The organism is Paenibacillus silvae (genome assembly GCF_014639235.1).
Taxonomy (GTDB): Bacteria; Bacillota; Bacilli; order Paenibacillales; family Paenibacillaceae; genus Paenibacillus; species Paenibacillus silvae.
Map to the genome: position 1 here is coordinate 484032 of NZ_BMFU01000002.1, position 26383 is coordinate 510414.

Annotated in this window: 26 protein-coding genes; 4 read left to right on the top strand and 22 right to left on the bottom strand. The window is 45.0% G+C overall.

Annotated features, from left to right (window positions below):
* Positions 1–3 precede the first annotated feature (3 nt).
* The 14 genes from IEW26_RS08190 to IEW26_RS08255 all read right to left on the bottom strand — a co-directional run bounded on the left by IEW26_RS08190 (position 4) and on the right by IEW26_RS08255 (position 15982).
* Positions 4–627, bottom strand: a complete 624-nt coding sequence (locus IEW26_RS08190; RefSeq protein WP_188592014.1) for a DUF2239 family protein — start codon at positions 625–627, stop codon at positions 4–6.
* A gap of 276 nt (positions 628–903) precedes the next feature.
* Positions 904–1302: a rhodanese-like domain-containing protein gene (locus tag IEW26_RS08195; RefSeq protein WP_145402200.1), complete on the bottom strand. Its 399-nt coding sequence runs from the start codon at positions 1300–1302 to the stop codon at positions 904–906.
* A gap of 50 nt (positions 1303–1352) precedes the next feature.
* Positions 1353–1673 (bottom strand): rhodanese-like domain-containing protein, encoded by a 321-nt coding sequence (locus IEW26_RS08200; protein ID WP_111272879.1) that lies wholly within the window; start codon positions 1671–1673, stop codon positions 1353–1355.
* Between the two features lie 123 nt (positions 1674–1796).
* On the bottom strand, positions 1797–2066 hold the full coding sequence (locus tag IEW26_RS08205) for a metal-sensitive transcriptional regulator (protein WP_111272880.1): 270 nt from the start codon (positions 2064–2066) through the stop codon (positions 1797–1799).
* A gap of 118 nt (positions 2067–2184) precedes the next feature.
* Positions 2185–3852: a glycoside hydrolase family 13 protein gene (locus IEW26_RS08210; protein WP_188592015.1), complete on the bottom strand. Its 1668-nt coding sequence runs from the start codon at positions 3850–3852 to the stop codon at positions 2185–2187.
* A 46-nt stretch (positions 3853–3898) separates the two neighbouring features.
* A complete protein-coding gene (locus IEW26_RS08215) occupies positions 3899–5527 on the bottom strand; it encodes a glycoside hydrolase family 13 protein (protein ID WP_188592392.1) in 1629 nt (542 codons plus the stop codon).
* Between the two features lie 116 nt (positions 5528–5643).
* Positions 5644–6537 carry a carbohydrate ABC transporter permease gene (locus IEW26_RS08220; RefSeq protein ID WP_188592016.1) on the bottom strand — a complete coding sequence of 298 codons (894 nt, stop codon included), beginning with the start codon at positions 6535–6537 and terminating at the stop codon, positions 5644–5646.
* A 13-nt stretch (positions 6538–6550) separates the two neighbouring features.
* On the bottom strand, positions 6551–7417 hold the full coding sequence (locus tag IEW26_RS08225) for an ABC transporter permease (protein WP_110898807.1): 867 nt from the start codon (positions 7415–7417) through the stop codon (positions 6551–6553).
* Positions 7418–7542: 125 nt separating this feature from the next.
* The gene (locus IEW26_RS08230) at positions 7543–9279 is read right to left on the bottom strand and encodes a type 2 periplasmic-binding domain-containing protein (protein ID WP_188592017.1); all 1737 of its coding nucleotides are present in this window, start codon (positions 9277–9279) and stop codon (positions 7543–7545) included.
* 215 nt (positions 9280–9494) lie between these two features.
* On the bottom strand, positions 9495–10889 hold the full coding sequence (locus IEW26_RS08235) for a response regulator transcription factor (RefSeq protein WP_188592018.1): 1395 nt from the start codon (positions 10887–10889) through the stop codon (positions 9495–9497).
* Positions 10867–12600, bottom strand: a complete 1734-nt coding sequence (locus tag IEW26_RS08240; RefSeq protein ID WP_188592019.1) for a sensor histidine kinase — start codon at positions 12598–12600, stop codon at positions 10867–10869. The genes IEW26_RS08235 and IEW26_RS08240 overlap by 23 nt, the downstream gene beginning before the upstream one ends.
* Positions 12601–12705: 105 nt before the next feature.
* On the bottom strand, positions 12706–13722 hold the full coding sequence (locus IEW26_RS08245; protein ID WP_229729737.1) for a phosphotransferase enzyme family protein: 1017 nt from the start codon (positions 13720–13722) through the stop codon (positions 12706–12708).
* 340 nt (positions 13723–14062) lie between these two features.
* On the bottom strand, positions 14063–14914 hold the full coding sequence (locus IEW26_RS08250; RefSeq protein WP_188592021.1) for a DegV family protein: 852 nt from the start codon (positions 14912–14914) through the stop codon (positions 14063–14065).
* Between the two features lie 153 nt (positions 14915–15067).
* Positions 15068–15982, bottom strand: coding sequence for a LysR family transcriptional regulator (locus IEW26_RS08255; protein WP_188592022.1), 915 nt, complete (start codon positions 15980–15982; stop codon positions 15068–15070).
* 102 nt (positions 15983–16084) lie between these two features.
* Between IEW26_RS08255 and IEW26_RS08260 the strand changes: the two genes are divergently transcribed.
* Positions 16085–16966 (top strand): alpha/beta hydrolase fold domain-containing protein, encoded by an 882-nt coding sequence (locus IEW26_RS08260; protein WP_188592023.1) that lies wholly within the window; start codon positions 16085–16087, stop codon positions 16964–16966.
* Positions 16967–17044: 78 nt separating this feature from the next.
* Here IEW26_RS08260 and IEW26_RS08265 read toward each other — a convergent pair whose 3' ends face one another.
* From IEW26_RS08265 to IEW26_RS08295, 7 genes are all read right to left on the bottom strand, one after another.
* Positions 17045–17491, bottom strand: coding sequence for a DoxX family protein (locus IEW26_RS08265; RefSeq protein ID WP_188592024.1), 447 nt, complete (start codon positions 17489–17491; stop codon positions 17045–17047).
* Between the two features lie 36 nt (positions 17492–17527).
* Positions 17528–18133: a TetR/AcrR family transcriptional regulator gene (locus IEW26_RS08270; protein WP_188592025.1), complete on the bottom strand. Its 606-nt coding sequence runs from the start codon at positions 18131–18133 to the stop codon at positions 17528–17530.
* Positions 18134–18291: 158 nt separating this feature from the next.
* A complete protein-coding gene (locus IEW26_RS08275; protein WP_188592026.1) occupies positions 18292–18552 on the bottom strand; it encodes a hypothetical protein in 261 nt (86 codons plus the stop codon).
* Between the two features lie 6 nt (positions 18553–18558).
* Positions 18559–20163: a xylulokinase gene (locus IEW26_RS08280; protein ID WP_188592027.1), complete on the bottom strand. Its 1605-nt coding sequence runs from the start codon at positions 20161–20163 to the stop codon at positions 18559–18561.
* 229 nt (positions 20164–20392) lie between these two features.
* Positions 20393–20761, bottom strand: a complete 369-nt coding sequence (locus IEW26_RS08285) for a DUF4180 domain-containing protein (protein WP_145402213.1) — start codon at positions 20759–20761, stop codon at positions 20393–20395.
* A 10-nt stretch (positions 20762–20771) separates the two neighbouring features.
* The gene (locus IEW26_RS08290; RefSeq protein ID WP_188592028.1) at positions 20772–21194 is read right to left on the bottom strand and encodes a GNAT family N-acetyltransferase; all 423 of its coding nucleotides are present in this window, start codon (positions 21192–21194) and stop codon (positions 20772–20774) included.
* 4 nt (positions 21195–21198) lie between these two features.
* Positions 21199–21813, bottom strand: coding sequence for a TetR/AcrR family transcriptional regulator (locus IEW26_RS08295; protein WP_188592029.1), 615 nt, complete (start codon positions 21811–21813; stop codon positions 21199–21201).
* 197 nt (positions 21814–22010) lie between these two features.
* Between IEW26_RS08295 and lpdA the strand changes: the two genes are divergently transcribed.
* Genes lpdA through IEW26_RS08310 form a run of 3 tightly spaced genes read left to right on the top strand, consistent with a single transcriptional unit; the run spans position 22011 to position 24972 of the window.
* On the top strand, positions 22011–23396 hold the full coding sequence (gene lpdA / locus IEW26_RS08300; protein ID WP_188592030.1) for a dihydrolipoyl dehydrogenase: 1386 nt from the start codon (positions 22011–22013) through the stop codon (positions 23394–23396).
* Between the two features lie 18 nt (positions 23397–23414).
* A complete protein-coding gene (locus tag IEW26_RS08305) occupies positions 23415–23837 on the top strand; it encodes an HlyD family secretion protein (protein WP_188592031.1) in 423 nt (140 codons plus the stop codon).
* Positions 23821–24972, top strand: a complete 1152-nt coding sequence (locus tag IEW26_RS08310; RefSeq protein WP_188592032.1) for an ABC transporter permease — start codon at positions 23821–23823, stop codon at positions 24970–24972. The genes IEW26_RS08305 and IEW26_RS08310 overlap by 17 nt, the downstream gene beginning before the upstream one ends.
* Positions 24973–25107: 135 nt before the next feature.
* Here the strand turns inward: IEW26_RS08310 and IEW26_RS08315 are convergent, their stop codons facing one another.
* A complete protein-coding gene (locus IEW26_RS08315; RefSeq protein WP_188592033.1) occupies positions 25108–26271 on the bottom strand; it encodes an MFS transporter in 1164 nt (387 codons plus the stop codon).
* Positions 26272–26383: the final 112 nt, after the last annotated feature.

A 26383-nucleotide genomic window follows, 5' to 3' on the forward strand; every position in this document is an offset into this window, starting at 1 on the left:
GCATTAATTGTCTTTCTGCATGAACGCAGCCTTGGCTAAATACTTGACATAGTCTCGGATATCTGGTATCCAATCATCAATTAATTCGTAAAAGAGAGCTTCATTTCCAGCATACAGCGCTCTCAGAGCCTCTTCATATTGATTAAGATCCCCTGCCATTGCAGTCATAAAATGATACGCTGCTTCTTGAGCTGCGCGAACTTTACTTTCGCTCTCTCCCACACGGCGGGCCTCGTCAATCAGCTTTCGCAGTGTTACAGAAGCGCCCCCGGGTTGAGCCTTGAGCCAATCCCATTGTCTGGGGAGCAGCGTAACTTCACCCGATACGACACCCAGCTTGGGACGACCAACCTTGCGAGCGGGCAGCTCATTTTCTTTTTCTTTTGCATTCGAATTATGCCCTCCCCCGCTCTCACTACTTAATCGATCAAGAACTTCATCTGTGCTCCCGCGAAAATCAACGTCAATTGGCTTCCCTGTCCCATCATTGAAAATAAGGATTTGTGCAAGTTTGCTGTCCTCCAGAGAATCCTTCACGGTGGTCACCACATGCTGTAATGAGCCTTTGGCGAAGCATGCCCGATCTACAAAAGCAGTGCAGCTGATTGGATTTGATGAAGCTTGCATAGAATGCCTCCTTTTTTGATGTTGCACTAATATTACCCGGATAAAAACAAAAAGTCAATATTACCCGGGTATAATTATTTTTAACTAAAAGAAAACAGCAGCCCGAGGGATGGACCGCTGTTATCAATCATAGTCAAGTTTGTAGTTCGTACTTTTTTAGTCTATACGCTGAGCTTTCGAACAGGACTTCCCTCAAGAAATGCTGCGATATCTTCCAATGCATGTTGATAATAGGTTTGGTTTCATTACGTCGCCTTGAAGATTAGTATGCCGATATTAATAACAGCATTTGCGTTCACAGGAATCTTCCTTTTCATTCCTAGCAAAATAACAGCTCTTGACGGCATACAAACGTTTGAAGCCACGGCGTGCCAGAATGCGTGCAGCTTTTTGACGGGAAAGCCAATTCCGTGAGAAGATCATGACTTCCTCATCCGGTGACAGTTCCTTCATCCAGACTGCGGACAATCGGCCAATGGATATATTGATTGAACCCGGGACATGACTTTCCCAAAACTCGCTTGAGTCCCTGACATCCAGCATTCTGACGTCAGACCACCGTTTGTGTGACGGGTCCCACTCCTCGCTGTTCACATAGGTTAGTGAGGAGACTGGCCACAGCTGAATAATAAGCCATATGATACCGATTGCGACTGCGATAAATACCAGTGTCATTCATGACATCCTTTCTTCACACGTGCTTGGGTTACAACAGTTCACAATCTTCATCGAACCAATTGATCGTAGTCCGTCCAGCTGCCAAGACCACCTGTCATATTCACAATCTGTAGACCTTTCTCATGCAAAAGCTCACAGGCAAGACCACTGCGGTTGCCGCTTCGACACATCACGATGATCTCCCCGGAGTCAGGCAGCTCTTCTACCCGTTCCATTAACTGTCCTAACGGAATATGTTTTGCCCCCTGCACATGTCCTTCAATCCACTCCGCATCCTCCCGAACATCCAGCAGAAATAGCTGTTTTCCTTGTTTTAACTGTGCTGCTACCTCTTGCGGTGTAATTGCCTTTGGAATCTGAAACGCCATCTCAATCTGTCTCCAATCTGTTTTGGTTTGAAACGCAGCTAATCACGCAACAAACATATACCCCTATGGGTATTATAACGTGAGATTAGAGCCTTCTCAAGCTCTGAATGGAAATGTGTTCAGCTATCTGCATTTCACAAGCAGTTCAATTGCTTCTTTCACCAGCTTGTCTGTATCCTTGTTGCCTGCTTCCTGCTCTGCCATGATACACTGCTGGAGATTCTCGGCAACCATCTGAGCCAGTGCTTTGTCAGATGCATTACGCACCGCAGACAGCTGAGCCACGACTTCTTTACATGGTTTTCCTTCATCCATTAAACGCAAAACGCCCCGAACCTGACCTTCAATTCTCCGTAAACGTGTTTTCAAGCTATCTGTATAGTTATATTCCATCTGTGATCCGCTCCTTATGCATACCTGTATGGGTATATTATAAATGAAAATTCGCCATTGTACCATTTTACACACAAAGCGCTGGTTCATATTCGAACCAGCGCTTCCTTCGTTCATTTTACATTTCATCATCACATAGACCAATACGGGCTTCATACGGCTGCAATCGACCAGAAACCGGTTTCTCGTAGTTGTTCAGCCACATTTCTGATAACCGAATACCAAGCGCATCCTCCCCGATCTCCACGGTGTGTCCACTCAGGTTGATCAGCACCAGCACCTGTTTACTTTCTAATGTACGTGTGTATGCGAAAACTTCAGGATGTTCAGGCAATAAAAGCTCATACGTGCCGTAGATTAACGTGTCATGCTGTTTCCGCAGCCGGATCATCTGTTTATAGAATTGCAGGACAGAGTGAGGCTCCTTCAGCTGCTTTTCCACGTTAATATCGAGATAATTATCATTCACCCTTAACCAGGGAATACCTGTCGTGAACCCACCCTGGTTACCTGCCAACCACTGCATCGGTGTTCTTGAATTATCCCGGCTGGACGCCCAGATCATATTCATAATCTGCTCGTGTGACATGCCTTCTTCCCGTTTGATCCGATACAGGTTGTGGTCAGCGATGTCGTTGTAATCCTCAATCGAAGGATAAGACACATTGGTCATTCCAATTTCCTGTCCCTGATAGATGAATGGCGTGCCCTGCATGAAAAAGTACATGGCACCAAGCGCTGTAGCACTTTCATACCAATATTGCGTATCGTTTCCCCAGGAGGAAACCTTGCGCGGCTGGTCGTGGTTTTCAATAAACAGCGCATTCCAGCCGATACCTTCCAGTGCTTTTTGCCATTTGGTCATCACATTTTTCAGCTTGGAAACATCCAGCTGCCTGTCTGTGCTGTTGTTCCACAAGTCAAGGTGCTCGAATTGAAATACCATATTAAATTTGCCTCTGACTTCACAGATCCAGTCAAGTAAATCCTCGGAATCCTCTACTTTTACCCCATTTGCTTCGCCAACAGTGACAACGTTATATTTGGACAGCGTTTCTTCCTTCATTTCCTGCAGATAACGTTGAATGCCTTTCACATTCATGTGCTTCTCAAATGAAGAAATGTATCTGACGCCTTCCTTGGCCGGCATATCCAGCAACCCCTCTTCTTTGTGGATATGGCTGATCGCATCCACCCGAAAGCCGTCAATGCCTTTGTCCATCCACCAATTCATCATCTGGTAGATAGATTTACGAACCTCGGCATTGGCCCAGTTGAGGTCCGGTTGTTTTTTGGAGAACAGATGAAGATAATACTGCCCTGTAGTTTCGTCGTATTGCCAGGCCGAGCCGCCAAAGATGCTTTCCCAGTTGTTAGGCTCCTCTTCGTTCCTGCCGTCCCTCCAGATGTACCAGTCCCGTTTCGGATTATCGACGGAAGAACGGGATTCAATGAACCAGGGATGCTCGTCACTGGTGTGGTTAATGACCAGATCCATAATAAGCTTCATACCGCGCCGATGGACTTCCTGTAATAATTGATCAAAATCAGCCATCGTTCCGAATTCATCCATAATAGAGCAGTAATCACTGATGTCATACCCGTTATCATCATTAGGCGACTTATACATCGGACAGATCCATATCAGATCAATACCAAGCTCCTGAATATAGTCCAGTTTGGACAGAATTCCTTGAATGTCGCCGATGCCGTCCCCGTTTGAATCCATAAAGCTCCTTGGATAGATTTGATAAGCGGTTGCCTCTTTCCACCATACTCTTTTCATTCGTACTCTTCCTTCTTTCTTGACTACGGCTGTTATCATTATATTTTTACGTCTCCATAAGGTACATTCTGGCTTCGTATGGACGTAATTCGTTATGAGCCAGATGATCTGAATAATTAGCCAGTAACAGTTTAGCAGATTCTGTCATTTGCTCCTGGAGCGGTAGTTCTACCTTATATCCCCGGAAATTGCAAACCACTATAATTTGTTTATCATGTAACGTTCGTTTGTAAGCAAACACATCGGGATGTTCCGGGAAAATCAATGTATAATCGCCATAAACAATGACTTCATAATCTTTTCTGAGCTGAATGAGCTGACGATAATAATGGAATATTGAATTCGGATTGTTTACATTTTCTGCGGCGTGAATGTCCGTGTAATTCGGATTAACTTTGATCCAAGGTTCGCCCGTAGTAAATCCTGCATGTTTGGAATCATTCCACTGCATAGGCGTTCTCGCATTATCGCGTCCCTTCGCGTAGATCGACTCCATCACATCCTGTTCAGTATACCCCTTTTCGATTCTTTCCCGGTACAAACGAAGCAATTCAATATCCCGATAATCCTCGATTTCATATTGAACATTGGTCATGCCAAGCTCCTCACCCTGATAGATGTAAGGTGTACCTTGCATGCCATGCAACAGGGTCGCAAGCATTTTAGCGGACTCAACTCTGAACTCGCCATCGTTCCCCCAGCGTGAGACGATCCGTGGCAGGTCGTGGTTATTCCAGAACAGACTGTTCCATGCCTCTCCTTTAAGCTCGGTCTGCCACTTGGACAGTACCGTTTTCAGCTCCATCAGATCCAGAGGTTTGAGATCCCACTTACCCTTGCCCACCTGCTCATCCAGGCTGATATGCTCAAACTGAAATACCATGGAAAACTCACTGCCATCCGGGTTGCTGTACAGTTTCGCAATGTCTGGCGTGGCTCCCCATGTTTCGCCCACCGTTAACAGCTCATTTCCTTTTTGGAACGTTTCCCGACTTAATTCTCGAATATATTCATGGAGAAGAGGCCCGTTTCCTGTGATTTTGGCATCCGGCTCTTTACCGATCAGGTCAATGACATCGAGGCGAAACCCACCGACACCCTTCCCGATCCACCAATTGATCATATTGTACATTTCCTGCCGTACTTTCGGATTGGCCCAGTTGAGGTCCGGCTGCTTGACAGAAAATAAATGTAAATAATATTGGCCTATCTCGGGCACCCACTCCCAGGCTGAACCGCCGAAGGTAGAGCCTAAGTCGTTAGGCGGTGTTCCTTCAATCCCGTCTCGCCATACATAATAGTCATAGTATGGATTGTCCTTTCCCTTTTTGGCTTCCTGAAACCAGGGGTGCTCATCGGATGTATGATTGAGAACCAGATCCATGATAATGCGTATGTTTCGTTTGGCAGCTTCATCAATTAAGGCTTCCATATCCTCCAGTGAGCCAAACATCGGATCAATATCCTGATAATCTGAAATATCATAACCGTAATCATCTTGAGGAGATTTGCATACGGGTGATAACCAGATTGCACCGATTCCAAGCTGCTGCAGATAATCCAGACGGGACACAATGCCCTTCAAGTCACCAATCCCATCCCCATTGCTATCCTGAAAACTGCGCGGATAGATCTGATAAACAACCGTCTCTTTCCACCATTGCTTCGGTACCATACGCTGCTCCACCTCTCTGACGCTGCCCAAGTGGCTGCGCCCTCTATCCTATTTTATTCTTGAGTGATTGCCCTTATATATTAAAATACTCACGTTTATGTTCTCATTGCAGCAGGTTATTCCTTGACCGATCCGACAACGATTCCCGTTACAAAGTATTTCTGGAGCAGCGGATAAATCAGCAGTAGCGGAATCACTGCCACTACGATTTTGGCTGCATTCAGATTTTTATTGGATATCTCGGTCAGATTGCTAAGCTCGCTGGAGTTTGTGCCAGCCTGGAGCAGATCTGCAATATTCACGTTAAGTGACTGGATATAAGTCATAAGTGGATAATTGCTCACTTTGGTCATATAGATCAAACCACTGAAGAAATCATTCCATGTACCCACGATACTGAATAAAGCCACCGTTGCCAGTGCAGGAATAGACACAGGAACGTAAACTTTGAATAAAACCTGAAGCGGGCTCGCGCCGTCGATGAATGCAGCTTCTTCCAGCGCTTTAGGAACGGCTGAGAAAAAGTTCATGACCAGGATCACGCTGAATATCGGTACCGCGCCGGGCAGTACAAGCGCCCAGATGGTGTTGAGCATATCCAGATTTTTAATCAGCAGGTAACTCGGGATCATGCCCCCGCTGAACAGCATCGCAAAGATCATAACATTCATATAGATGTTTCTGCCCTTGAATTCCCTTTTGGATTTGGACAATGGATAAGCCATCAAAGTAATCAAAATCATGTTCAGCACAAGGGAAAGCACTACACGCAGCACAGATATGCCGAAAGAACGCCAGAACTGAGCATCATCAATAATTCGGGTATAAGCTGCTGTTGTGAAGTTAACCGGAACAAGTCCAACTGTATTGGCTGATACCGCCTCGCTGCTGCTGAAGGAAATCGCTACAATATTCCATAAAGGCAGAAGGCAGATCAGCGCAAGCAGGATGACAATAGCATAGATGCAGAACCGGCCCAGTCGATCCTTGAAGTTTGCAGAGTATGACACAGACGTTGCCTCCTTAGAATATTTTGCGATCCGTATATTTTTTGGCGAGCTGATTGGCTGATAACAGTAAAACAATACCGATCACGGACTTGAATAAACCCACTGCCGTACCGAAGCTGTACTGTCTTCCAACCAGACCAATGCGATAAACATACGTATCCAGAATGTCTCCTGATTCATAGACGATCGGATTATAAAGGTTATAGATTTGATCAAAGCCCGCACTTAATATATTGGTCAGACTCATGACACCCATGAGCAGAATAATTGGCAGCATGCCTGGCAGCGTAATGTGCCATACTTTTCTCCACCAGCTGGCCCCGTCCATGCCCGCAGCCTCATATAAGCCCGGGTCGATGGAGGTAATGGCAGCCAGATATACGATGGAGCTGTATCCGAATTCTTTCCATACATCTGTCCCGATAATCAGTGGCTGAAACCATGTGTTGCTGCCTAGGAAATTAATATGCTGTACTCCGAAGAAGGCCAGAATTTGATTTACAATGCCATCCAGGCTAAACATATTAACAACGACCGAAGCAAGCACTACCCAGGATAGAAAGTGCGGCAGATATACAATCGTTTGTACCGATTTCTTAATCGTTTTGATGCGAATTTCATTAAGCAGCACCGAAAAAATGATGGCCATCAGCGTACCGAGCAGAATTTTGCCCAGAGCGATGACTAACGTGTTGCTCACCACTTGTGCAATGTCGGGCAATTTGAACATATAGATGAAATGTTTGAGCCCGACAAATTCAGAGCCAAACATGCCTTTGGCCGGGATATAGTCCTGAAAGGCTGTGATTACGCCAACCATCGGAATATAGCTGAATACAAGCAAAAATAAAATGCCCGGGATCATCATCATATGGTACATTGTACCTGAGCTGATGCGGCCATTACTGTTTGATTTTCGTTGTTTCAAGAAGCATTCTCCTTCCCTGATGAAGAAAGGCCGCGCATGGATATACCCGTGCGCAGCCTCGCACATTCTGTAGATGTTTATGGTTGTGACGTGATCTCGGATTCAATCTCCTGAATTACCTGGTCACCACCTTGTTTTCTCCAATTGACCACAAAAGTATCGAAGTAATCTATCGGTTCCGACCCGGTAATAATTTTGATAAACGACTCCTGCTCCAGCTTGCTCAGATTAGCCCACGTTTGTTTCATGCTAGATGTGGTTCCCGAGAAGGCCGGGGTCATCCATACGAATTTTTTCTCCTTGGTCAGCTTGTCAATCAGCCCTACGCCATTAATACGTGAATGATATTTCGACCAGGCTGTTGTATTGTCTGTATCCATGTCGCTTAAATACGTTTTGATGCTGCCAATATTGTTTTTGGATTCGGTCGTACGGACCTCTTCCAGACTGATTTCGCCTTTAATTCCGCGAACGACATCCGAATAATCGTCCAACAGAGATGTCGCTGAATTGACTTCGATGTTGAATGGCCGGGTCGATCCATCGACGCCAGTCTCTTGATATTTGGCTGCTTCCGGCATCGTTGTTGCAACATCCTTGTCATTCGCCAGCTTGTCGTAGAACAGATTGACAATTTTAACCGCCAGCTCGGGGTGCTCATATCCTTTTCTCACAACGATAAACTGGTTGGATGGATTCGCGTGTGCAACATTGACCTTGCCGTTTGCATCCTCTAATGTATAAGCCGAAAATTTGGCGTTTTTGTCCATCTGCTTCACACTGATCAGGCCCCAGTCAGGAATGTGCCAAGGTCCAAAGGCGATGCCGCTCTGTCCATTCGCATAAAGTGCGGTAATATCATCAAATGTACGAGTCCCGAATTGGGGATCAATGATGCCTGCTTTGAACCAATTTGCCATAATACCTAGCATTTGCTTCGTCTCTTCGGTTGTTGAGCCATAGAAGATTTTGCCGTCCTCACCTTTCATCCAATACTGTGGAAATGCATTCTGCGTTGAAGCAACACCCAGCATTGTATAGGCAGAGCCATTATAATCAGTCGTGTTCATGGTGTTTACAAAAGGAATACCGACCGGATTGCCGGATTGCCCCGGATCTTTTTTCAGAAATTGCTGCGCCGTTTGCTCGACCTCCTCCAGCGTGATCGCTCCGTCTCCATCTGCATCAAGCTTAATTCCGAGCAAATCCAGCCAGTCCTGGCGAACCCAAACCATCGTTGGCGCAGAATCCAGTGAAGTTGCCGGCAGTCCCATCAAACGCCCATCTATCGTTGCATTGCCCAAGGCACGACCATCGTAAGAATCGTATATTTTTTTAATCTCATCGGTGGCGTATTGATCATATACAGCCGTCAGGTCTTCAATCAGATCATTGTCTACCAGTTCCTTCAGCTCATCCTTGGAATCAACACGCATCATGTCGGGCAGCTCCCCGGATGCAATCGCAAGCGAGACCTGACGGCTATAGTCTTCACCGTTGGCTTCAAATTGGTCTGTAATTTTGGCATTAAACGTATCCTTGACCAGCCGGGTATATGCATTGTTCTCGTACGTATCTCCCGCCGGAAGTTTCGGATTGGCTGTGGTCACCCTTCCCATAGTGACGCTGATTTCGTCCTTATACGCACTAAAAGGCTCTCCCGGATTGACTTCATATTTGCCTGCATCCTCTGCAGTAGGTGCCTCTGTGCTTCCACCACAGGCAGCCAGAACAGTAACCATCATGGCAGACATGGACAGCACAGCCAAACGTTTCGTGAACAGATTGCTTTTCATGGACCTTTTCGTTGTCATCTTGTTAGATTCCCCTTCAATCTGATTATCATTTTGTGTACGCTTTCATTATAAGTTGATTACTTCCCCTGCCGGGATAGGGATTGCGCGCTCATTTGGTTAGAGAAATGTTCACCGTTTTCGGGTGAGATTCCCCACATGACACAGCAGAAATACATTTATCCTACCTGCTGCCTTCCATTTGTCTACCCTTTGCTGATTCCACTACTCCATGTCTATGCCAGCTGTCGATATTCACTTGGCAGGAGTCCTGTCATCTCGCGAAAAATTCGGCTGAAGTATTTTTCATCTGTATAACCGACTTGCTCTGCAATCCACGCTATGGTGTGATTCGTATTGACCAGATATTCCTTGGCTTTTTCTACTCGAACGAATCGGGTGTAATCGTTAAATGTGCGTCCCATGAGCTCTTTGAAACATTGACTGAAATAACTTCGGCTGATATTGAGCTGCTGGGATAGTCCGGAAGCAGTGTGCGCCTGAGTCAAATCATTTTGAATGATCTTCACGGCTTTTTTGACCGCCCCCATAATCTCAGGTGAATACCCGTGCTGCTTGTCCGCTTGACGAATGCTCGCTGCGGTTTGTTTGATCCATGTCTCTACTTCGTACCAGGAATCAAATGAATGAATCATAGTGAGTTTCCCGAGTGAACTCTCGGCAAACAGGCGATTCCACTCCATGACGATGAAGTACAGCAGCCCCGTTAGCTGCCCTTTCTGCAACTGTAATGCTTTGAACTGGTGGATAAGTTCACGATAATGATGTTCATGATATGTCCATGGTGTTTGAAACCAGGTTTGTTTAAGCTGATCCAGCTTCTCATCCTGCAGTGCGAGTACAAACGGCTTGTCATCATTCATCGAAAGCGTAAGTACCCTAAGATCCGGAGTATATTTGTAGAAAAACTCAGTTTCAGTGTAATGAATAATCCAGCTTTTGATCTGTGACCACGTTCGTGCTTGTACATCAGACAGCACAAATAGTGTGGTTTGTGGGGCTTGAAGCTGTAACTCCTTCAGCTGCTCAAAGAGCTGCTGCTCCTGTTCTCTGCGCGCTGCCCACATACAGCAGTTTCGTTCAATCTCCCAACGCATCTCATAGTCAGTCACGTTCATCTGTGAAACCCAGGACTGTTCAGAGTTGCGATCCTGAGACACAAGCACATATACAGTTGAATAACGAACATTGTTTTCTTCGAGTGAAGGCACTAAGCGGGTTGGTTGAACTGACTCGTTAATACGTGTATAGATGCGCTGAAGAACATGCTCGAACTGCTCTTTCTCCAGCTGAACTTTGGCGATATAGTCAATGGCTCCCAGCCGAAGTGCTTCTTGAATATAGTCAAAATCCTGATGCAGGGTCAATACGACAATATGTAACCCCGGATAGAGCTGCTTCGCCGCTCTCATCAGCTCAATGCCGGACATGACCGGCATCGCCAGATCGGTCAGCATCAGATCGACAGGATGGCTTTGCAAAAATTCCAATGCTTTCTGCCCGTTGCCGGCTTCTCCAACTACCTCCATATCAAAATCCTTCCAGGGCATTGCAGAGCTAATGCCCTTGCGTACCAGCTTGTCGTCATCAACTATTAACACTTTTATCATGATGAGCGTCTTCTCCTTTTATAGGCAGTATCAACAGGATGTTTGTTCCCTTACCGGGTTCACTTTCGATGCGCAGCTGAGCCTGATTCCCGTATTGGGCCTTCAGCATGCGATGAACATAATTCAGACCGATGCCCATCCCGACTTTATCCTGCTCGGCTACCCGATTGTTCAGCAACTTCTGAATGGTCTCCTCGCTCATGCCTGCCCCGTTATCCTGGATCATAATGTTCAATGTAGAAGTGCAGGTGACCTCGATCTGAATAAAACCTTCATCGCTTAGTCCGTGATACAGCGAATTTTCAACCAGCGGCTGCAGGATAAAGCGAGGTACAGGAATCTGAAGCACCTGCTCATCCGCTGTGATGCGAACATCAAATTCAAAATCATATCGAATCTGCTGCAAAATCAAATATTGTCCCAACGCATTCAATTCTTCCTGCATGGTTGAGATTTGTCCCAGCTTGCCCAGGTTATAATAAAGCAGCTTGTTCAGAGCCTGTACTAGCTTGTCGATCTCTCCCTGCCCGTTCATCACGGCGAGCCAGTGCACCGTATCCAGCGTGTTCATCAGAAAATGTGGATTGATCTGATATAACAGCTTCTCCACCTCCAGGTCGGCGCGAATTTTTTCCTTCTGCTGCACCTCCGTAAACAAATCGCTGATCTGATGCTGCATGTTGGAGAATTCACTGAGCAGAAAATCGAATTCGGGAATAGCTGTGCGAGCCTGCTGGCGATCTGCGGTTTGCGGATTTTTCGACATCCCATTAATCTCGGAATGAAACAGACCGAGTGGTTTATATACCATCTTCCACAGCAGCCAAGCGAGGAAAACAGTAAACCCGAGGAAAAATAAAGCAACCAGCATTATTCGAACCAGCCATTGATTTTTCTCCTGCTGGTATTGATCCTGGGAAATGACGGACACGACACTCCATTTCTGCGGAGAATCGGTCTTGAACCAGTGATAACCGCGAGATGTGCCGTCTTTGCCGGATGCGCTCGTTAAGCTGTTGAAGTTTTCTCCGACTCGGATCGTATCGGGTATTTCACTGTAGACCGTATTGCCTTCGGCATCCAGAATAAGATGAGATACGGTGCTGCTCGATTGATTGGAACCCAGAATATCCTCGGTCAGACGAAAGCCGGATTCAACATAAATATACACATCATCTCTGCCAGAGAGCTTCACTTTACGCATTGCGGACAGAACCAACTCGTCATTGAAACGGTTCATGCTGACATGCGGGCTATAATAGCTGATGCCATAGGATTGAAAGAGGATTGGCAAAGCTTCAGGAGAAAACCGATCTTTGATCGGAAAATTGCCGAATTGCGTGGTCCCTTCTTTTTGAAAATAATACAAGGTCAATCCGATATTCGGATTGGTAAATGTCACAACGCTTAACTCGCTCTTTAATTCGTCTCTAGCTTCAATTTTTTCAAATATACCAGAGGCAGGGTCCAGAAATTGCTGCAGCCTTTTGCCTGCCGTACCACTGTAGGACAATTGCTGGGTTACGTGATTCAGGTTGGTGATGGAGTTCTCCAATGACGAGGTCACCTGCTGCAGATTACTTCGAATTCCATCGTCAATCTTATTAGCAAAGATGGAGTCGATCGTGTAATACGAGATGGCAAATATACTGATAAAGGGGACAAACGCACTGAGGAAAAACAACAAAAAGATTCTTTTCTTTAGTGTCATGTTGATATTCTCCTTGCTAAATAAATGAAACAGCAAGCCTCCTGCTGTGGAAGCTTGCCTTTGCTTTCATAATTATAGAAGGTTATTCGAATAAGTCAAACGCTTTCATCTGGAATCCCGACTAATAATATCAATGGCATTAAACAGAAATGGTTTTCCGTCTAAATAATGTTGAAGGATCGCTTGAGCGTATGGCTGCTCCGCTTGAAGACTCTCGGTTTCCCGAGGATTGGGGGCATGATGGCTGGTATTTTCAATCAGGACCATTACGAAAAATGCCTCTAATGCGGTGTACCAATCTTGATCCAACGTTCTGATGCTTTCGTAGCCTTGAATGACTAATTTTCTTTGTGCGGGATACAGTCCCAGAATCACATGGGCCATATCGTAAGTAAAGAATCCGTAGCCACATCTTCCAAAATCAATGGCGCGAGGCTGCCCGTCATGAAAAACGATATTGCCCTGATGGAGGTCACCATGAATCAAGCCGTAGCTGTTCTTTTCAACCGAAAGTGTGGCAAGCCATGAGGAAACCCGGTCGGCGGCTTCACGATAAAGCTGGAATTCTGCTTCACGCAGAAAGTTGCTGTAATACTTCGTTAATCGAGCCCAGGCTTGCTGAAATGTCTGCTGACCCCATGCAGGACGTTTGAAATTGGAGTTTTGGGCGAGCGTCAAACCCTCGGTGGCTTGATGCAGTTTAGCCAAAAGCACACCTTCCTGATACACCTGATCATCCGTAAGCGCCCCTTGCGAATGCTCACCCTCAACCCAACTTAGTAATGTGGCATGATATTCGACATCACCATCTCGTTCGAGTGTAATTACTCTGGAGCCGGCAGCACTTACAAGCCCTCGAGGTATGATCAGATCACTGTTTGCATGAAGAGATTCAAGGAATAATAATTCAGATTCAATCTCCTGTATATCCATTCCTGAATGAATTCGAAGCAATAGCTTTTGCTTCTCCTGTGTTTCCAAGACAAAGGTACATGTGCCCGAGAGCTGGTTGAATCGAATCTGCTCCCAGTCCAGCTGATAATAGGATAGTGCCTGTAAAGCGGCCTGTTTACATTGCAGCAGCGTCTGCTGAAGTTCTTTCTCTGATTCAAAATGAAACATGATGAGCATCCCCTTTTCCTGATGTTTAGTGTCATATGAACATGTATTAAAACAAAATATTCATATCTGTAGTGTACAGGGAAGCTGATCTTCAATTATAGGCAGAGTCTGTTTATATTCATTCCTTACATAACATTCCTGAAGATGATGGGAGCGCCTAGATCATCAATTTCTTGAGCTCGTTGGAAAGACCGGATGTTTGCGCGGCATGATTCAGTGTAATTACCAGCCTTTCTAATTCAAGTTTGAATTGAATTCAGGGTTTACTTAATTCAACAATTTCCTGTTTTTTCACAAAAAAACCTCCAATTATACTTGGAGGAGATGGATGGATCTATATTTACAAATCAATATAACTGACAGCAATTGAACCAGGACCCGTATGAGAGCCGATTACACAACCGCCTTCAATCAGAATAATGTCTTTGAAATGATTTGTCTGTATAAGCGAGGCATGTAATCTTTCCGTTAGTTTCTCTGCAAAAGTTTGAGCAATAATAAGTACGTTTGGACAAATTTCATTTTTACGCGTAACGATTTTCTGTAGTACTCCGTCCAGCGCCTTTTCCATTTTCCCGCGATACTTTTGAATAGAGCGTACTTCTCCCTGAATAATATTAAGCACAGGACGTACTTTAAGAACATTGCCAATTAAATGCTGTAAACTGCTCACTCGACCACCCTTATATAGATAATCCAGTCGGTCCACTAATACATCAATATTAACCTTCTCTCGTACATTCTCAATATCCTTGATGACCTGCTCCAGCGAGTGTCCTGCTTCGAGTGCCCGGGCTGCCCTTACTACCAGTATGGCATAACTTGCAGACAAATGCATTGAATCGACGATATGAATCTGCCCATCCGGCAGCTCGGAGGCTGCAATGTGCGCATTCTGATTAGTAGAAGACACCTTGGATGACATGCTGATATATAAGATCTGTTTGCCTTCTTCAAGCTCCTGTTCGAAGAAACGAATGAAATCAGCCGGTGATGGCGCGGCAGTTTTGGGAATGATGCCCTCCTCATCAGAGCGGTGGTACAGCTCTCCAGTTGTAATATCTATATTGTCCTTGTACGATTGAGCACCCATAACGACATATAACGGCACAACGCTGATATCGTAACGGTCAAGTAGTTCCTTTGATAAATCTGAGGTGCTGTCCACCATTAATTTAATGTTCGAGGTCATTGCCATAGCTGCATCCATCCATTCTCATAGGATTTGATAAATGTATAAGTTAAAATATCATTTGATACAAAATTATATCATTTTTGGATGCGAGTCAACTTTTCTATAAGAACGATAGAAAGTTGACACTCATATTTACTCCAGGTATGACATTTAATCCATCTGGAGACTAATATGATGAACCCGATCTGTAAGTCTGGTTGTAAATTCTTCAACCATTTTAGGAACCGGTTCATCCACTTTTGTAATTCTGCCCAATATAGCTTTGTTATCGGAACTGAGCTGTTCAATTGGAACTGTGACGAGCTGTTCCTTATAGGTGGAGGACAACGTATTCACGATAAAATCGGGTGCAATGGTAATTGCATTCCCCTTAACGACCATCTGAACCAATGCGTCCGTGTTATTTGTAATCAGGGATATACGATTGCCAGCACTGGCAGACATCAGATAATGAGCAATATTCTCGATATGTTCGTCTTTATATAGAACAAACTCCTCATTTTCTAAGGCTTCTGGAGATATCGTTTTGAAATAACGTAGTGGTGAACTGATATTCATAACGATTACGGCATTACCTTCTACGATCGGCACCCATTCAAGCGAAGAGTTCTGTTGACTTTTACTGTAGGATAATAAACCCATGTTTGCATAACCGTCCTGAACGTGCTTTATGACAGTTTGAGTGTCACCTTCGATCATCTGCACCTTGAGTGTGGGATAACTTTGCATGAGCTCTAACGTAGCCTGAACAACTTGCGGAACAAAACCGGGAATGGTTGCTATTGTAATGCTCTCCATATGATCTTCTTTCAGTATAAGCAATTCATGCTGCATGCTGTCTATATTTTTCAGAATAGCTGCGGCATGCTTCAGAACCAACTCCCCTTCGACTGTGGGAGCAACGCCCTTTTTGGTGCGGTGAAAAATAATTGTGTCCATCTCTTCTTCAAGCTGCCTGATGGATTGGCTGATTGTCGGTACGGTCAGATGATGCACACTTGCTGCCTTGGTAAATGAACCGAATTGTGCAGCAGATATCAGATACTGCAACTGAGTAATGTTCATCTCATTCTCCCTACCCTTAAATAAAAATTTATGATACTAAATTATATTTAAATATATTTTATAATGCTAATCAAGTATGATTTGTCTAAGGAGGTCGGTATTATGCGTAGTATTCGAAGTTTTCTTGTAGAATTGTTGCTCAGAATGACAAAAAGAAAAATGAATGTAGATGAATTTATGGAAGAACGTAGAAAAATAAATAGTGTGCCCTATGAAGTTCCCGCAAAACTAAAACATAAATACAGTATAACCAAGGATCAGAGCCTCCCCGTAGATACTTATATGATGAAATCGAAATCTCGATCGGATGAGCGGATCGTTCTATATTTGCCTGGTGGAGGATATGTTGACCAGCCACTGACATGGCACTGGCATTTCCTGAATCATCTCACGGAGCAATTAAATTGTACGGTATATGCAGCGGTGTATCCAAAGGCTCCTAATTATCAATGCATCGATGCGATTGCTAGTGTACTGATCGTCTATCAGCATATCTTGAAAACAACTAAACCAGAAAACATCACCATTATGGGTGATTCTGCGGGTGGTGGCCTTTCTCTCGCCTTCGCGCAATATTTGCAAGAACAAGGATTGCCGCAGCCAAAAGACATTATTCTCTTGTCACCATGGCTCGACATAACTTTGAGTAGTCCGGAGGTTATGGCAATGATTGATAAGGAGCCTATGCTGAATTGGGACATGCTGGTTGCATCTGGTAAATCATATGCAGGTGAACTGCCACGTTCTCACTACCTGGTCAGTCCGATTCATGGAGAGATCAAAAATCTGGGTAAAATCTCGGTGTTTATCGGGACCCATGAATTTTTCCTTCCGGATGCACGTAAATTCAAAGAAAAGGCTGCCCGGCAGTCTGTTGCTATCAATTATTTTGAGTATCCCAAAATGAATCATGTTTTCCCCGTGTTTCCGATCCCTGAAGCCAAAAAGGCACTCAAGCAAATTGTCGATATCATCAAAAGCTAAATGCTGAAATGTGATCTGCTCGGCTCCTAACATCAAAAAGCCCAACAATCGTCTGAGCTGAGTGTTGGGCCAGTTTCTTTATTTGAACCATGGTGAGGCCAGGACAACGGCCGTGATAAAAAATAATTGCAGCAGCAAGCGGGGAAACACGGGCAGTACCTGCTTCCCATTGATGGTTATTTTATGGCGTGCGGCATGAATGTTGGCAGGAAACATGAGAATTAACATAAGCAGAAGTCCGATAGACGCAATCCAGTCAATACCAGGAATCAGAAGGCCTGCAGCGCCTGCAATTTCGAGTACGCCTGTCCAGGTTACTGCCCGCTCTTTGTTCGTGATGCCCGGCGGGACCATATTCAACAGATCTGTTCTTCGTTTGCCCCAGTGAGCCGATGCGGTCATCAGGAACATAAGCGCTACTGCAAGCTGGAGAGCGGGATGCCAATGATCCAGCATTGGAACACCAAGCCAGCCGATTCCACGGAACAGGAGAAACGTTGTACATAATACGATAAATGGTGCCATGGTACATCCCCTTTTCATCATTCGTCAGTGAATGTGTTATTGTGTAGCAGTTCTTAATATCTCTGCCATAAATGAAGCAATTTCCTTTGGTTTAAGTCCGTCCTGGTCGTTCGTTTTCATAAAGCTTCGCACACGTAATCCCATAGAAAGCAGTACAAAGAGCTCTCCCATACTATTAGCGTCAACAGAACGGTTAATGACCTGATGCTGCTGCCCAAGTTCAATCCAGTGAACAGAATGTTTAACCGAGGTATCGTAGAACTGCTGCAAAGCTTCGGATACTTCAGGATCATCTTCTTTCCCCAGCAAATACGCTAGAACCTTATTCGTAATCAGCTCCCGATCCTCCATCCCCGATAGATTGGCTGCAATAATCTGCATCGGTCCCTCGAACGTTTTGATCTCGGCTTCAGCAACGTTATTTAATACAGCTTCATGAATCATGTCGAGATGTTCAAGAAGAATCCAGATAAAAATTTCGTCTTTGGTTTTAACGTAATGAAAAATGGCCCCTTTGGACAAGCCAGATCGCTCCATAATTTCTTTCAAGGTAATGGAATGGCAGCCCTTGTCACGGAGAAGTTCCTTTGTTGCTTTTAACAGCTGCTCAGTTGTCTGTTTACGTCGATCTTCATTTTTCATCAGAAGTCCTCCCAAATATGTTACCTTCATTATATAAACCGACCAGCGGTTTGTAAATAGACGTGCGATGACATTCCACATTCTTAAGAACGTCAACGTATGAAAAAAACGATTCAATACTGCTGCATTACATTATTAAGTTGTGTAACAGCCTCGTTTCAATCGCAGTCTTCATCTTTAAAATGAAAATGTTCATGATTGACTGCATCCATGCCCACCAATTTACCGTTCTTTTTGTGATAATATGCAAAATTACGATTCAATGGCAGCTGCAGTAGTTGATAATTGTGATCTCGTGGGAGAGAATGGATTTCTTTCATGGCTGACTCTTTTGTGCTGTATATGCCTATGGGATAGAAATTGGGGAAATTGGCCGAAACATCCGTGACGAATATTCCCCAGACGAATTCATCTGTCAATCGTTCTCAATCCTTTTCTATAAAATGATCTACTGCGGCTTGCTCAATGGCAAGCCCTTTCTTGTAACGTTCCATGAACCGGGCAAATCCGTTCACGTCAACACGGTCTGGCTCCATCTTGCTCGCTTCTATACCATTAAACACTTGAAGTGTTAGAAAATCCACCAAGCTCTCGTTTTTCTTCTTCTGAATCATATAGGAAGCTAATACAGCTATTCCCCATGACCCGCCTTCACCAGCTGTTGACATCACGGATACGGGAACATCTAGTGCAGCTGCACATATTTTTTGACCGACAAGCGGCGTTTTGAATAATCCTCCATGTGCCACAATATGTTTGACAGCTACATTCTCCTTTTGCGTCAAAATATCCATTCCGAGTCTTAATGCGCCAAATGCACTGAACAGATGTGTTCTCATAAAATTAGTCAGATTAAATCGACTGTCCGGGGAACGGACAAATAGCGGGCGCCCCTTGCTTATTCCAGTAATGTTCTCACCGGAATAGTAACCATAACTCAACAAACCGCCTCCGTCGGGGTCTGCCTCCATCGCTTTATTAAACAGAACATGAAATAAATGATTGTGGTCAATGGCTAATCCCATGGCCTCACAACATTCATGGAACAGTCTGATCCATGCGTTGATATCACTGGTGCAATTGTTAGCCAGAACCATGGCAACCGGGTTTCCATCGGGTGTAGCGACAATATCAATCTCGGGATATACCCCGATATCTTTGTCCAGAACGAACATTGCAAAAATGGATGTACCAGCCGATATATTGCCGCTGCGTGTTTGAATACTATTCGTAGCCACCATGCCCGTTCCGGCATCACCTTCCGGGGGGCAGAACGGAATGCCAGCTTGCAGATCGCCAGATGGGTCGATAAGTCGTGCTCCGGTCTCGTGAAGATAACCAGCATGTTCACCAGCTGTAAGTACAGAAGGTAAAATGTCTTTAAGATGCCAAGGGTAAGCTTTATCGCGAATGAGCTCGTTAAACTGTGCAAGCATCTTCTTATTGTATCCGCATGTTGTCCTGTCAATCGGGAACATGCCCGAAGCATCCCCTGCCCCGATAGCCTTACTTCCTGTTAGAAGAAAGTGCATGTAACCTGACAACGTTGTTATATATTTAATGTGCTTGACATGTTCCTCATTGTTTAAGATGGCTTGATACAGATGTGCAATGCTCCATCGCTCAGGAATTTTAAATTGAAATTGTCGGGTCAAGCAAGTTGCTGCTGTACTCGTTGTGGCATTACGCCATGTACGAAATGGAACTAATAGTTCTCCTGATTCATCCAGAACAATATACCCCTGCATCATTCCAGAGCATCCGATGGCACCTATTTTTTGCAGCTTTACTCCATAGTTCGTCATAACCTGTTGCTTGAGTTGACCATATACATCTTGTAACCCATGAACCATCTCATGTTGATGATAGGTCCAATAATGACCGATTAGCTGATTTTCCCATTCATAACTGCTGGAAGCGATAATTTCAAACTGCTTATTGATCAGGGCAGCTTTGATCCGTGTAGAACCAAATTCAATACCAAGTGAGCTTTCTCCGCTGACAATCGCTTCTTTAAAATGTTGATCCATTGGGTTCGATGCACCACCTTATAGGTTGATGAATGCGCTTTAGATTTTATTTCTGATGAGATGATAACATGTTCAAGGCACTTTGTATATTGGATAAACTAAGTTTGTTAATAAAATGTAAAAAGACATCTCTTATTCTCTATTTGCGTTTGATAGAAGGTTGACCAGCCGTCTACGCAAATGAGAACAAAACATGTCTCTCATCAGTATTGTCTATATAGCGCCCTACTCACTTTAAGCTACTCAGCTTTTCAACAGCCTGCTGTTCATCTGGCAGGAAGAATATATCATTACCATTATTGCTCTCATAAATAAAGTCTTTGAGGCTTTTACTGGTGTAACTCGAGAAGTCGCCAACGATTGCAATTTTGGTCTGATAGTTGATGAACTTTTGAAGCACTTCCCCTGCCAAACGTGTTTTCAGATCAAAGAACTCTTCACATACATCAGCTTTATTAACAATAATGCGGTGACTATCGACTTCATATCTAACTGTTGCCATGAGATCGATCGCAGACTGAACATCTGTAATTAATTGTTCACTGCCAGTAACGTAAGCAATAGTTACGCCATTTTCGTTGATTTTTTTAATGTTCATTTTTATTCACTCATTTCTCAAATTTCATGACCCAATATCTTGCTCCAGGTTCGCCTTCTTCTACAACAGGCTGCCAGCCTTGCTTCTTATAGAAACCAAGTGCTTTATGATTGTCAGACACACATTTCAACGTAACGGGTGTTCCCAGTTCTTCGACAGATTGCTGAAGCAGCAGTTTACCCGCGCCTTTGCCCGCAGCAGTCGGATGCACAAATAAATTATGGATAAAGCGGTCTGGTACATACAGCGAAGCAAATCCTAGCACTTGACCATCTTCCTCTGCCAGCAGAATTTGTTCTTCTGATGTATCCCGGTCAAAATCGTCAAGAGACATCTCATCGGAATTGGCCCAATGGAAGCTCTCCCGACGGGAATCCAGATATATTTTTCTTAATTGTGGGATGTCTTCCATATTCGCTTCTCTTATGATCATTCGATCAATCCCCCTGTCCTTTAGTTGGTGTTGTGGTTTGATGGGTGGCCGTTTCTATAATTCGTTTGGCCTGCATCCGTCCAGCCTGCAACAAGTCATCGCTGAGCTTTGCATCGCTGACCGCACGTGCCAGAGCAACTGAACCGACCATACTGCTTACCAACGCATACCCGGCAGACGTATCGATCTCTGCCATGTTTGTGACAAATTCGATAAAGTGCTGTAACTCCTGGGTGTAGGCTTCGCGAATCTGCTTCGATAATTGAGGTATTTCTCCCGACAAAGCGGGCAGAATACAGCCAATCTCTGACTGATCCCGATGAAGTGGGCTTAAATAAAATTCAATCACGGCCTCAATCGGCAGCAGATCTTCATCTTTGTTTTTGTCAGCCACGCGCTGTAACGTTTCAATGGTATCACCAATGGCAAACTGACATGTCTCCATCACAAGCTGATCCTTGTTCTGAAAATGAGAGTAGAACCCTCCATGGGTCAGTCCCGCCCCCTTCATAATGTAGGGAAGGCTGATGTTTTGAACCCCATGGGTTCGGAAAGCTTTTGCCGCGCTGGTGATAATATGCTGTCGCACTTTGAGCTTATGCCCTTCGGGATAAGGCATGTGACCTCCACTCCTTAATATAACTCTAAAATATGACAATTCATATAATTCTAAAAATTTTTATTAATATAGCTCTAAAATATTATAACCATCATATTGTATAGGTGTCAATTCTGAAATATCATATTGACTCCTTTAAAATATGATGACTATAATATATTACGTTCATCATATTTTAAACCCGGAGGTGCTCCACAATGAAACAGTTAGAACTCGTAGATACTTTAGTCATTGGCTCAGGACCAGGAGGTTATGTTGCCGCATTGCGCTCGTCACAGCTTGGTATGAAGACCGCCATTGTAGAGCGTGAGCAGGTTGGTGGTGTGTGTACACATGTGGGATGTATTCCTTCCAAAGCGCTGATTGCAGAAGCAGAGCGTTTTCATATACGCAAGCAGTTGGGGGCAGTTCACGAAGCTGATGCTTATCCGCAAGCTCAAGCTTTCAAGCAGGCAGTGGTTAACAAGCAGTCTGGAGGAGTTCAGTTTTTGCTAAAAACGGCGGGTGTTACCCTTCTGGAAGGCGAAGCTCGCTTGATCGATGCTCATACGGCCCGGATACATCATGCTGAAAACGGTGAGCAGCAGATCGGCTTTAAACATCTCATTTTGGCAACGGGGTCTCGCCCTATTGAGATCCCTTCTCTTCCCTTTGGCGGTCGTATTCTGTCCTCCACTGAAGCACTGTCCCTGCCTCATATTCCGAAGAGTCTGGTTGTCGTTGGTGGTGGTTATATCGGAGTAGAGCTGGGTCAGATGTTTGCCAGATTCGGCGCTAACGTAACCATTGTGGAGGGCGGTGAGCAAGTGCTGCCCGGATTCGAAAGTGAAATTGTGTCCCCTGTCATTCGCCAGCTGCAGAAGAATGGCATTACGATGATTACAGGGGCTAAGGTTTCAGGCGCCGAGCAGCATAGCAGCAATATTGATCTGTATTATACACGTCAGAATGAACAGTATGTTATACAGGCTGAATATGCACTGGTAACCGTAGGTCGAAAACCCAATACGGACGGAGCTCTCGGGCTCGAACATATCGGGTTGACCTCTGATTCAAGAGGTTTGATCGAGATCGACGAGCAGTGCAGAACGGCTATCCAGCATATTTATGCGATTGGCGATATCGTTCAAGGCCCTGCTCTCGCTCATAAAGCTTCGTATGAAGCGAAGATTGCAGCAGAAGCGATCGCAGGCCAACCGTCCGCGATTGACTACAAGGCACTTCCGCTGGTTGTGTTCTCACATCCAGAAGTAACAAGTGTAGGGTTAAGCGAGACGTCGTGCAAGCAACAATCCATCCCGGTTATCGTTGGGAAATCCGTTTTCTCTATTAATGGTCGTGCTCTGGCTCTCAAGGAAACCGAAGGTTTTGTCAAAATCGTTGCCCATGCCACAACCGGTCTTGTATTAGGTGCACAGATTGTTGGTGCTGAGGCTTCTACCCTCATATCCGAGCTGTCGCTTGCCATTGAGATGGGAGCAACGGTCGAGGATTTGGCGATGACCATTCATCCCCACCCGACGTTGGGGGAGATCATCATGGAGGCAGCTGAACATGCCTGCCGGAAAATCGAAAAAAATTAAATATAGGGAGAGATCGTTGTGAAGTTTAAATGGGTAACTTATATGGTCATAGCTGTAATTATTATTTTGGCAGGCGGTTTGTTAGTTGCTGCAGGTACAGATGCTGTAAGTCAGGCTGAGAATACAAAGCAAGCTATCTTGAATACAGAGCCCGAAACAGAAGCGTTTTATGTAGACCTGTACATCCCGGAATCACAAATTAAGCAGTTTCGTACTCAGCAAAAGATAGATGTTCATTTTCCTTATTTGGAAGAACCTCTTGTAAAGCAAGGTGTGATTACTTCGGTATCTGCCTCTCCCCAGTTCGCCAACCTGCGCATGACTCGGGATAAGGGGCAGTCAGATTTGAGTATGTTCCTGATTCGAGTATCCATTCCATCCAGTAAAGAGCTGCTTCCCGGGATGACAGCGGAGGTGCGGGTTGATGAAATCACTGGCTGATGAGTGGAAACACATACGCGGGAGTAAATGGATTATTGTTATTTTCGTTGCTCCTCTGATTGCTGCTGTATTTTTCGGGCTTATGTTCTCCCGAAATCAGTTAAGCGAAACACCTGTTGTCGTGGTGGATGAAGACCATTCCTCCTATTCGAGACAACTTATTGAGAAAATCAATGCATCTCAATATATGGATGTCACCAATGTGTTTGCCAATCGACTCTCTCCCGATATACTGCTGGCTAATGAGCAGACTGTGGCTGTTATATACATCCCGGAAGGCTTGCAGCAGCGTAAAGACAAGGGGTTGTCTTCAAGTATCGGAATCTGGATGGACAATACGATGCCTTCCAGCCTGAGCGGGATTCGGCCTGCCATTCAGGAGATTATAACGACCGAAAATATGACGCTTTCTCTAACCCATCTTGCTGAAAGCGGTATGGACATGGAATCAGCCAGAAATCTGTTGTCCCCACTATCTATGGCACAACGCATGTTATATAATCCAACCTCCAGTTATGTTGGTACAATGGTGATTGGCTTTGTAAACATTATTATACTGATGCTTACGACAGGTGCGGCCGGTGCGATTGCTCCCCGCCTTCGGCAGGAAGGAAAACTGATGTCGGCTGGAGATTCGCCCTTCCATCTCTGGATTAGAGCTGTACCTTATGCATTATTGTGTACCTGCTCTTCCCTGCTCAGTTACGGGATGTTAAAGCAGGTAGGACATATGCGATTTGAAGCAGCACCTTATATTTTTGTTGTGCCTCTACTGCTGTATTCGATGGCATTATGTTTGCTGGCAGTGCTGCTCGGATACTCTGTTCGAAATGTATCCAAGGTTGGTGCACGAATGAGTATTATTCTGTACCCTTCATTTCTGGTAACCGGTATTCAATTAACACCGCTTGCGTTCCCGACATTCTTTCAGGTAACTGCATGGGCTCTGCCGATGAACTGGCTCAATCGTATGATCCGGGGGATGGCCTTCCGGCACGGTGAATTGGGTTTTTACAGCCTGGAGCTGGGAGCTTGTATTCTCATCATAGGTTTGGCCTCGCTAGGGATTGGAATATTCCTGCGGCGAGAGCTGCGGAAACAGTCCTCCCAAGCCTACGCTGAAGCTGCTCTATAACATGAAAATCGCCGCCAGCCTGTTATTGTTATCACGACAGGCTGCGGCGATTATTGTATATAAGGTGAAGTACGCTGGAGTCTACACGTCACACAGTGGCGTACCTTCAGTTTTGTAGTGCTTATAGCTCATGGTTTATGGTTTATGAGGTGTTTCTACCGTTTTGCTCCCCATCGACATGGAAAGCTGTACACTGATCATCAGCACTACAATGACCAGCATAGCAGTGATCGAGGCGTTGAAATGTCCGCTAAGATCAAAAATTCCTCCGATAACCAGCGGGCCGAAAGCTCCCATAGTATAACCACCCATCTGTGACATGGCAGACCAGGTTCCCGCTTCCTCTGCCGTACGCGTTTCTACAATAGGCAGCATTAAGGCCAAAGGGAATAATCCACCGGCACCTATGCCCAGAAAAATTACGGCAGGAAGCATGGGAACTGGTGATAAGAGTAATGCTAGACCGATGAGTTCCGAAATGCTGCACAAGACCAGCCACAGCTTGAGCTTGCCTGAGCGATTCACCAGATTTGGAATGAGCAGCGCAGCGGGCACTTGAATCAATGTAAACAAGGTAAGCAGGATCGTTGCATCTTGTGTGCTGTATCCAAAGCTGAGAGCAATCGGTGATATCCAGGCTGTCAGGCTGTAGAACATGCTGGCCATAAAGCCGAAGAACAAGGTGAACCGAATCGCTTTTTTGTTGCCCAGCGGAAGCCGAAGACGCTGCATTCTGCTGCTGGAAGATTGTTTTTTGCGAATAAGTGGCAGCCAGAAAATCAAAGCTAGTATTCCCAGCACAGTCCAGCAGGACAAAGCGAGTGTTAAGTTATTTTGGGCCTGATGATAGATCGGAATGGTCAACCCTGATGCCAGCGCCGCTCCAATCGTCATGGAGACGGAGTAGATACTGACAACGCCGGGGCTGCCGGGGAAATACTTTTTGATATAGCTGGATAACAGAGGGCCAGCGAAGCTGATCCCGATTCCTCCCGACAAAGCGGTAACCAGAAGCATCGTGACGGACTGATCTGCACCGCGCAGTGCAGTCGCTAATGTAATCAGCAGCAGTGATATAAAAAGCGTTCGCTCCAGACCTAGCCGCTGACTAAGCGCCGTGGCAGCAGGGGCAAACAGTCCCATACACAGCACAGGCAACGTTGTTAGCAGACTTGCCGTTAATGCACTTATACCAAGCTCGGACTGAATCATGCCCATCATTGAAGCTACAGAAGTAATGATAGGACGCAGGTTCAATGCCGCGATCGATAGCGCCAATAATAAGAATGTTTTTTTCATCGTGTTCTTCCTCCTGAGTCTTGTTGAAGTCACTTTGAGTATAAGCTCGCCTGTTCCATTGATCAATCCAATAATTCGTATTATTATGATAGTAAAATACTATTATTCATTG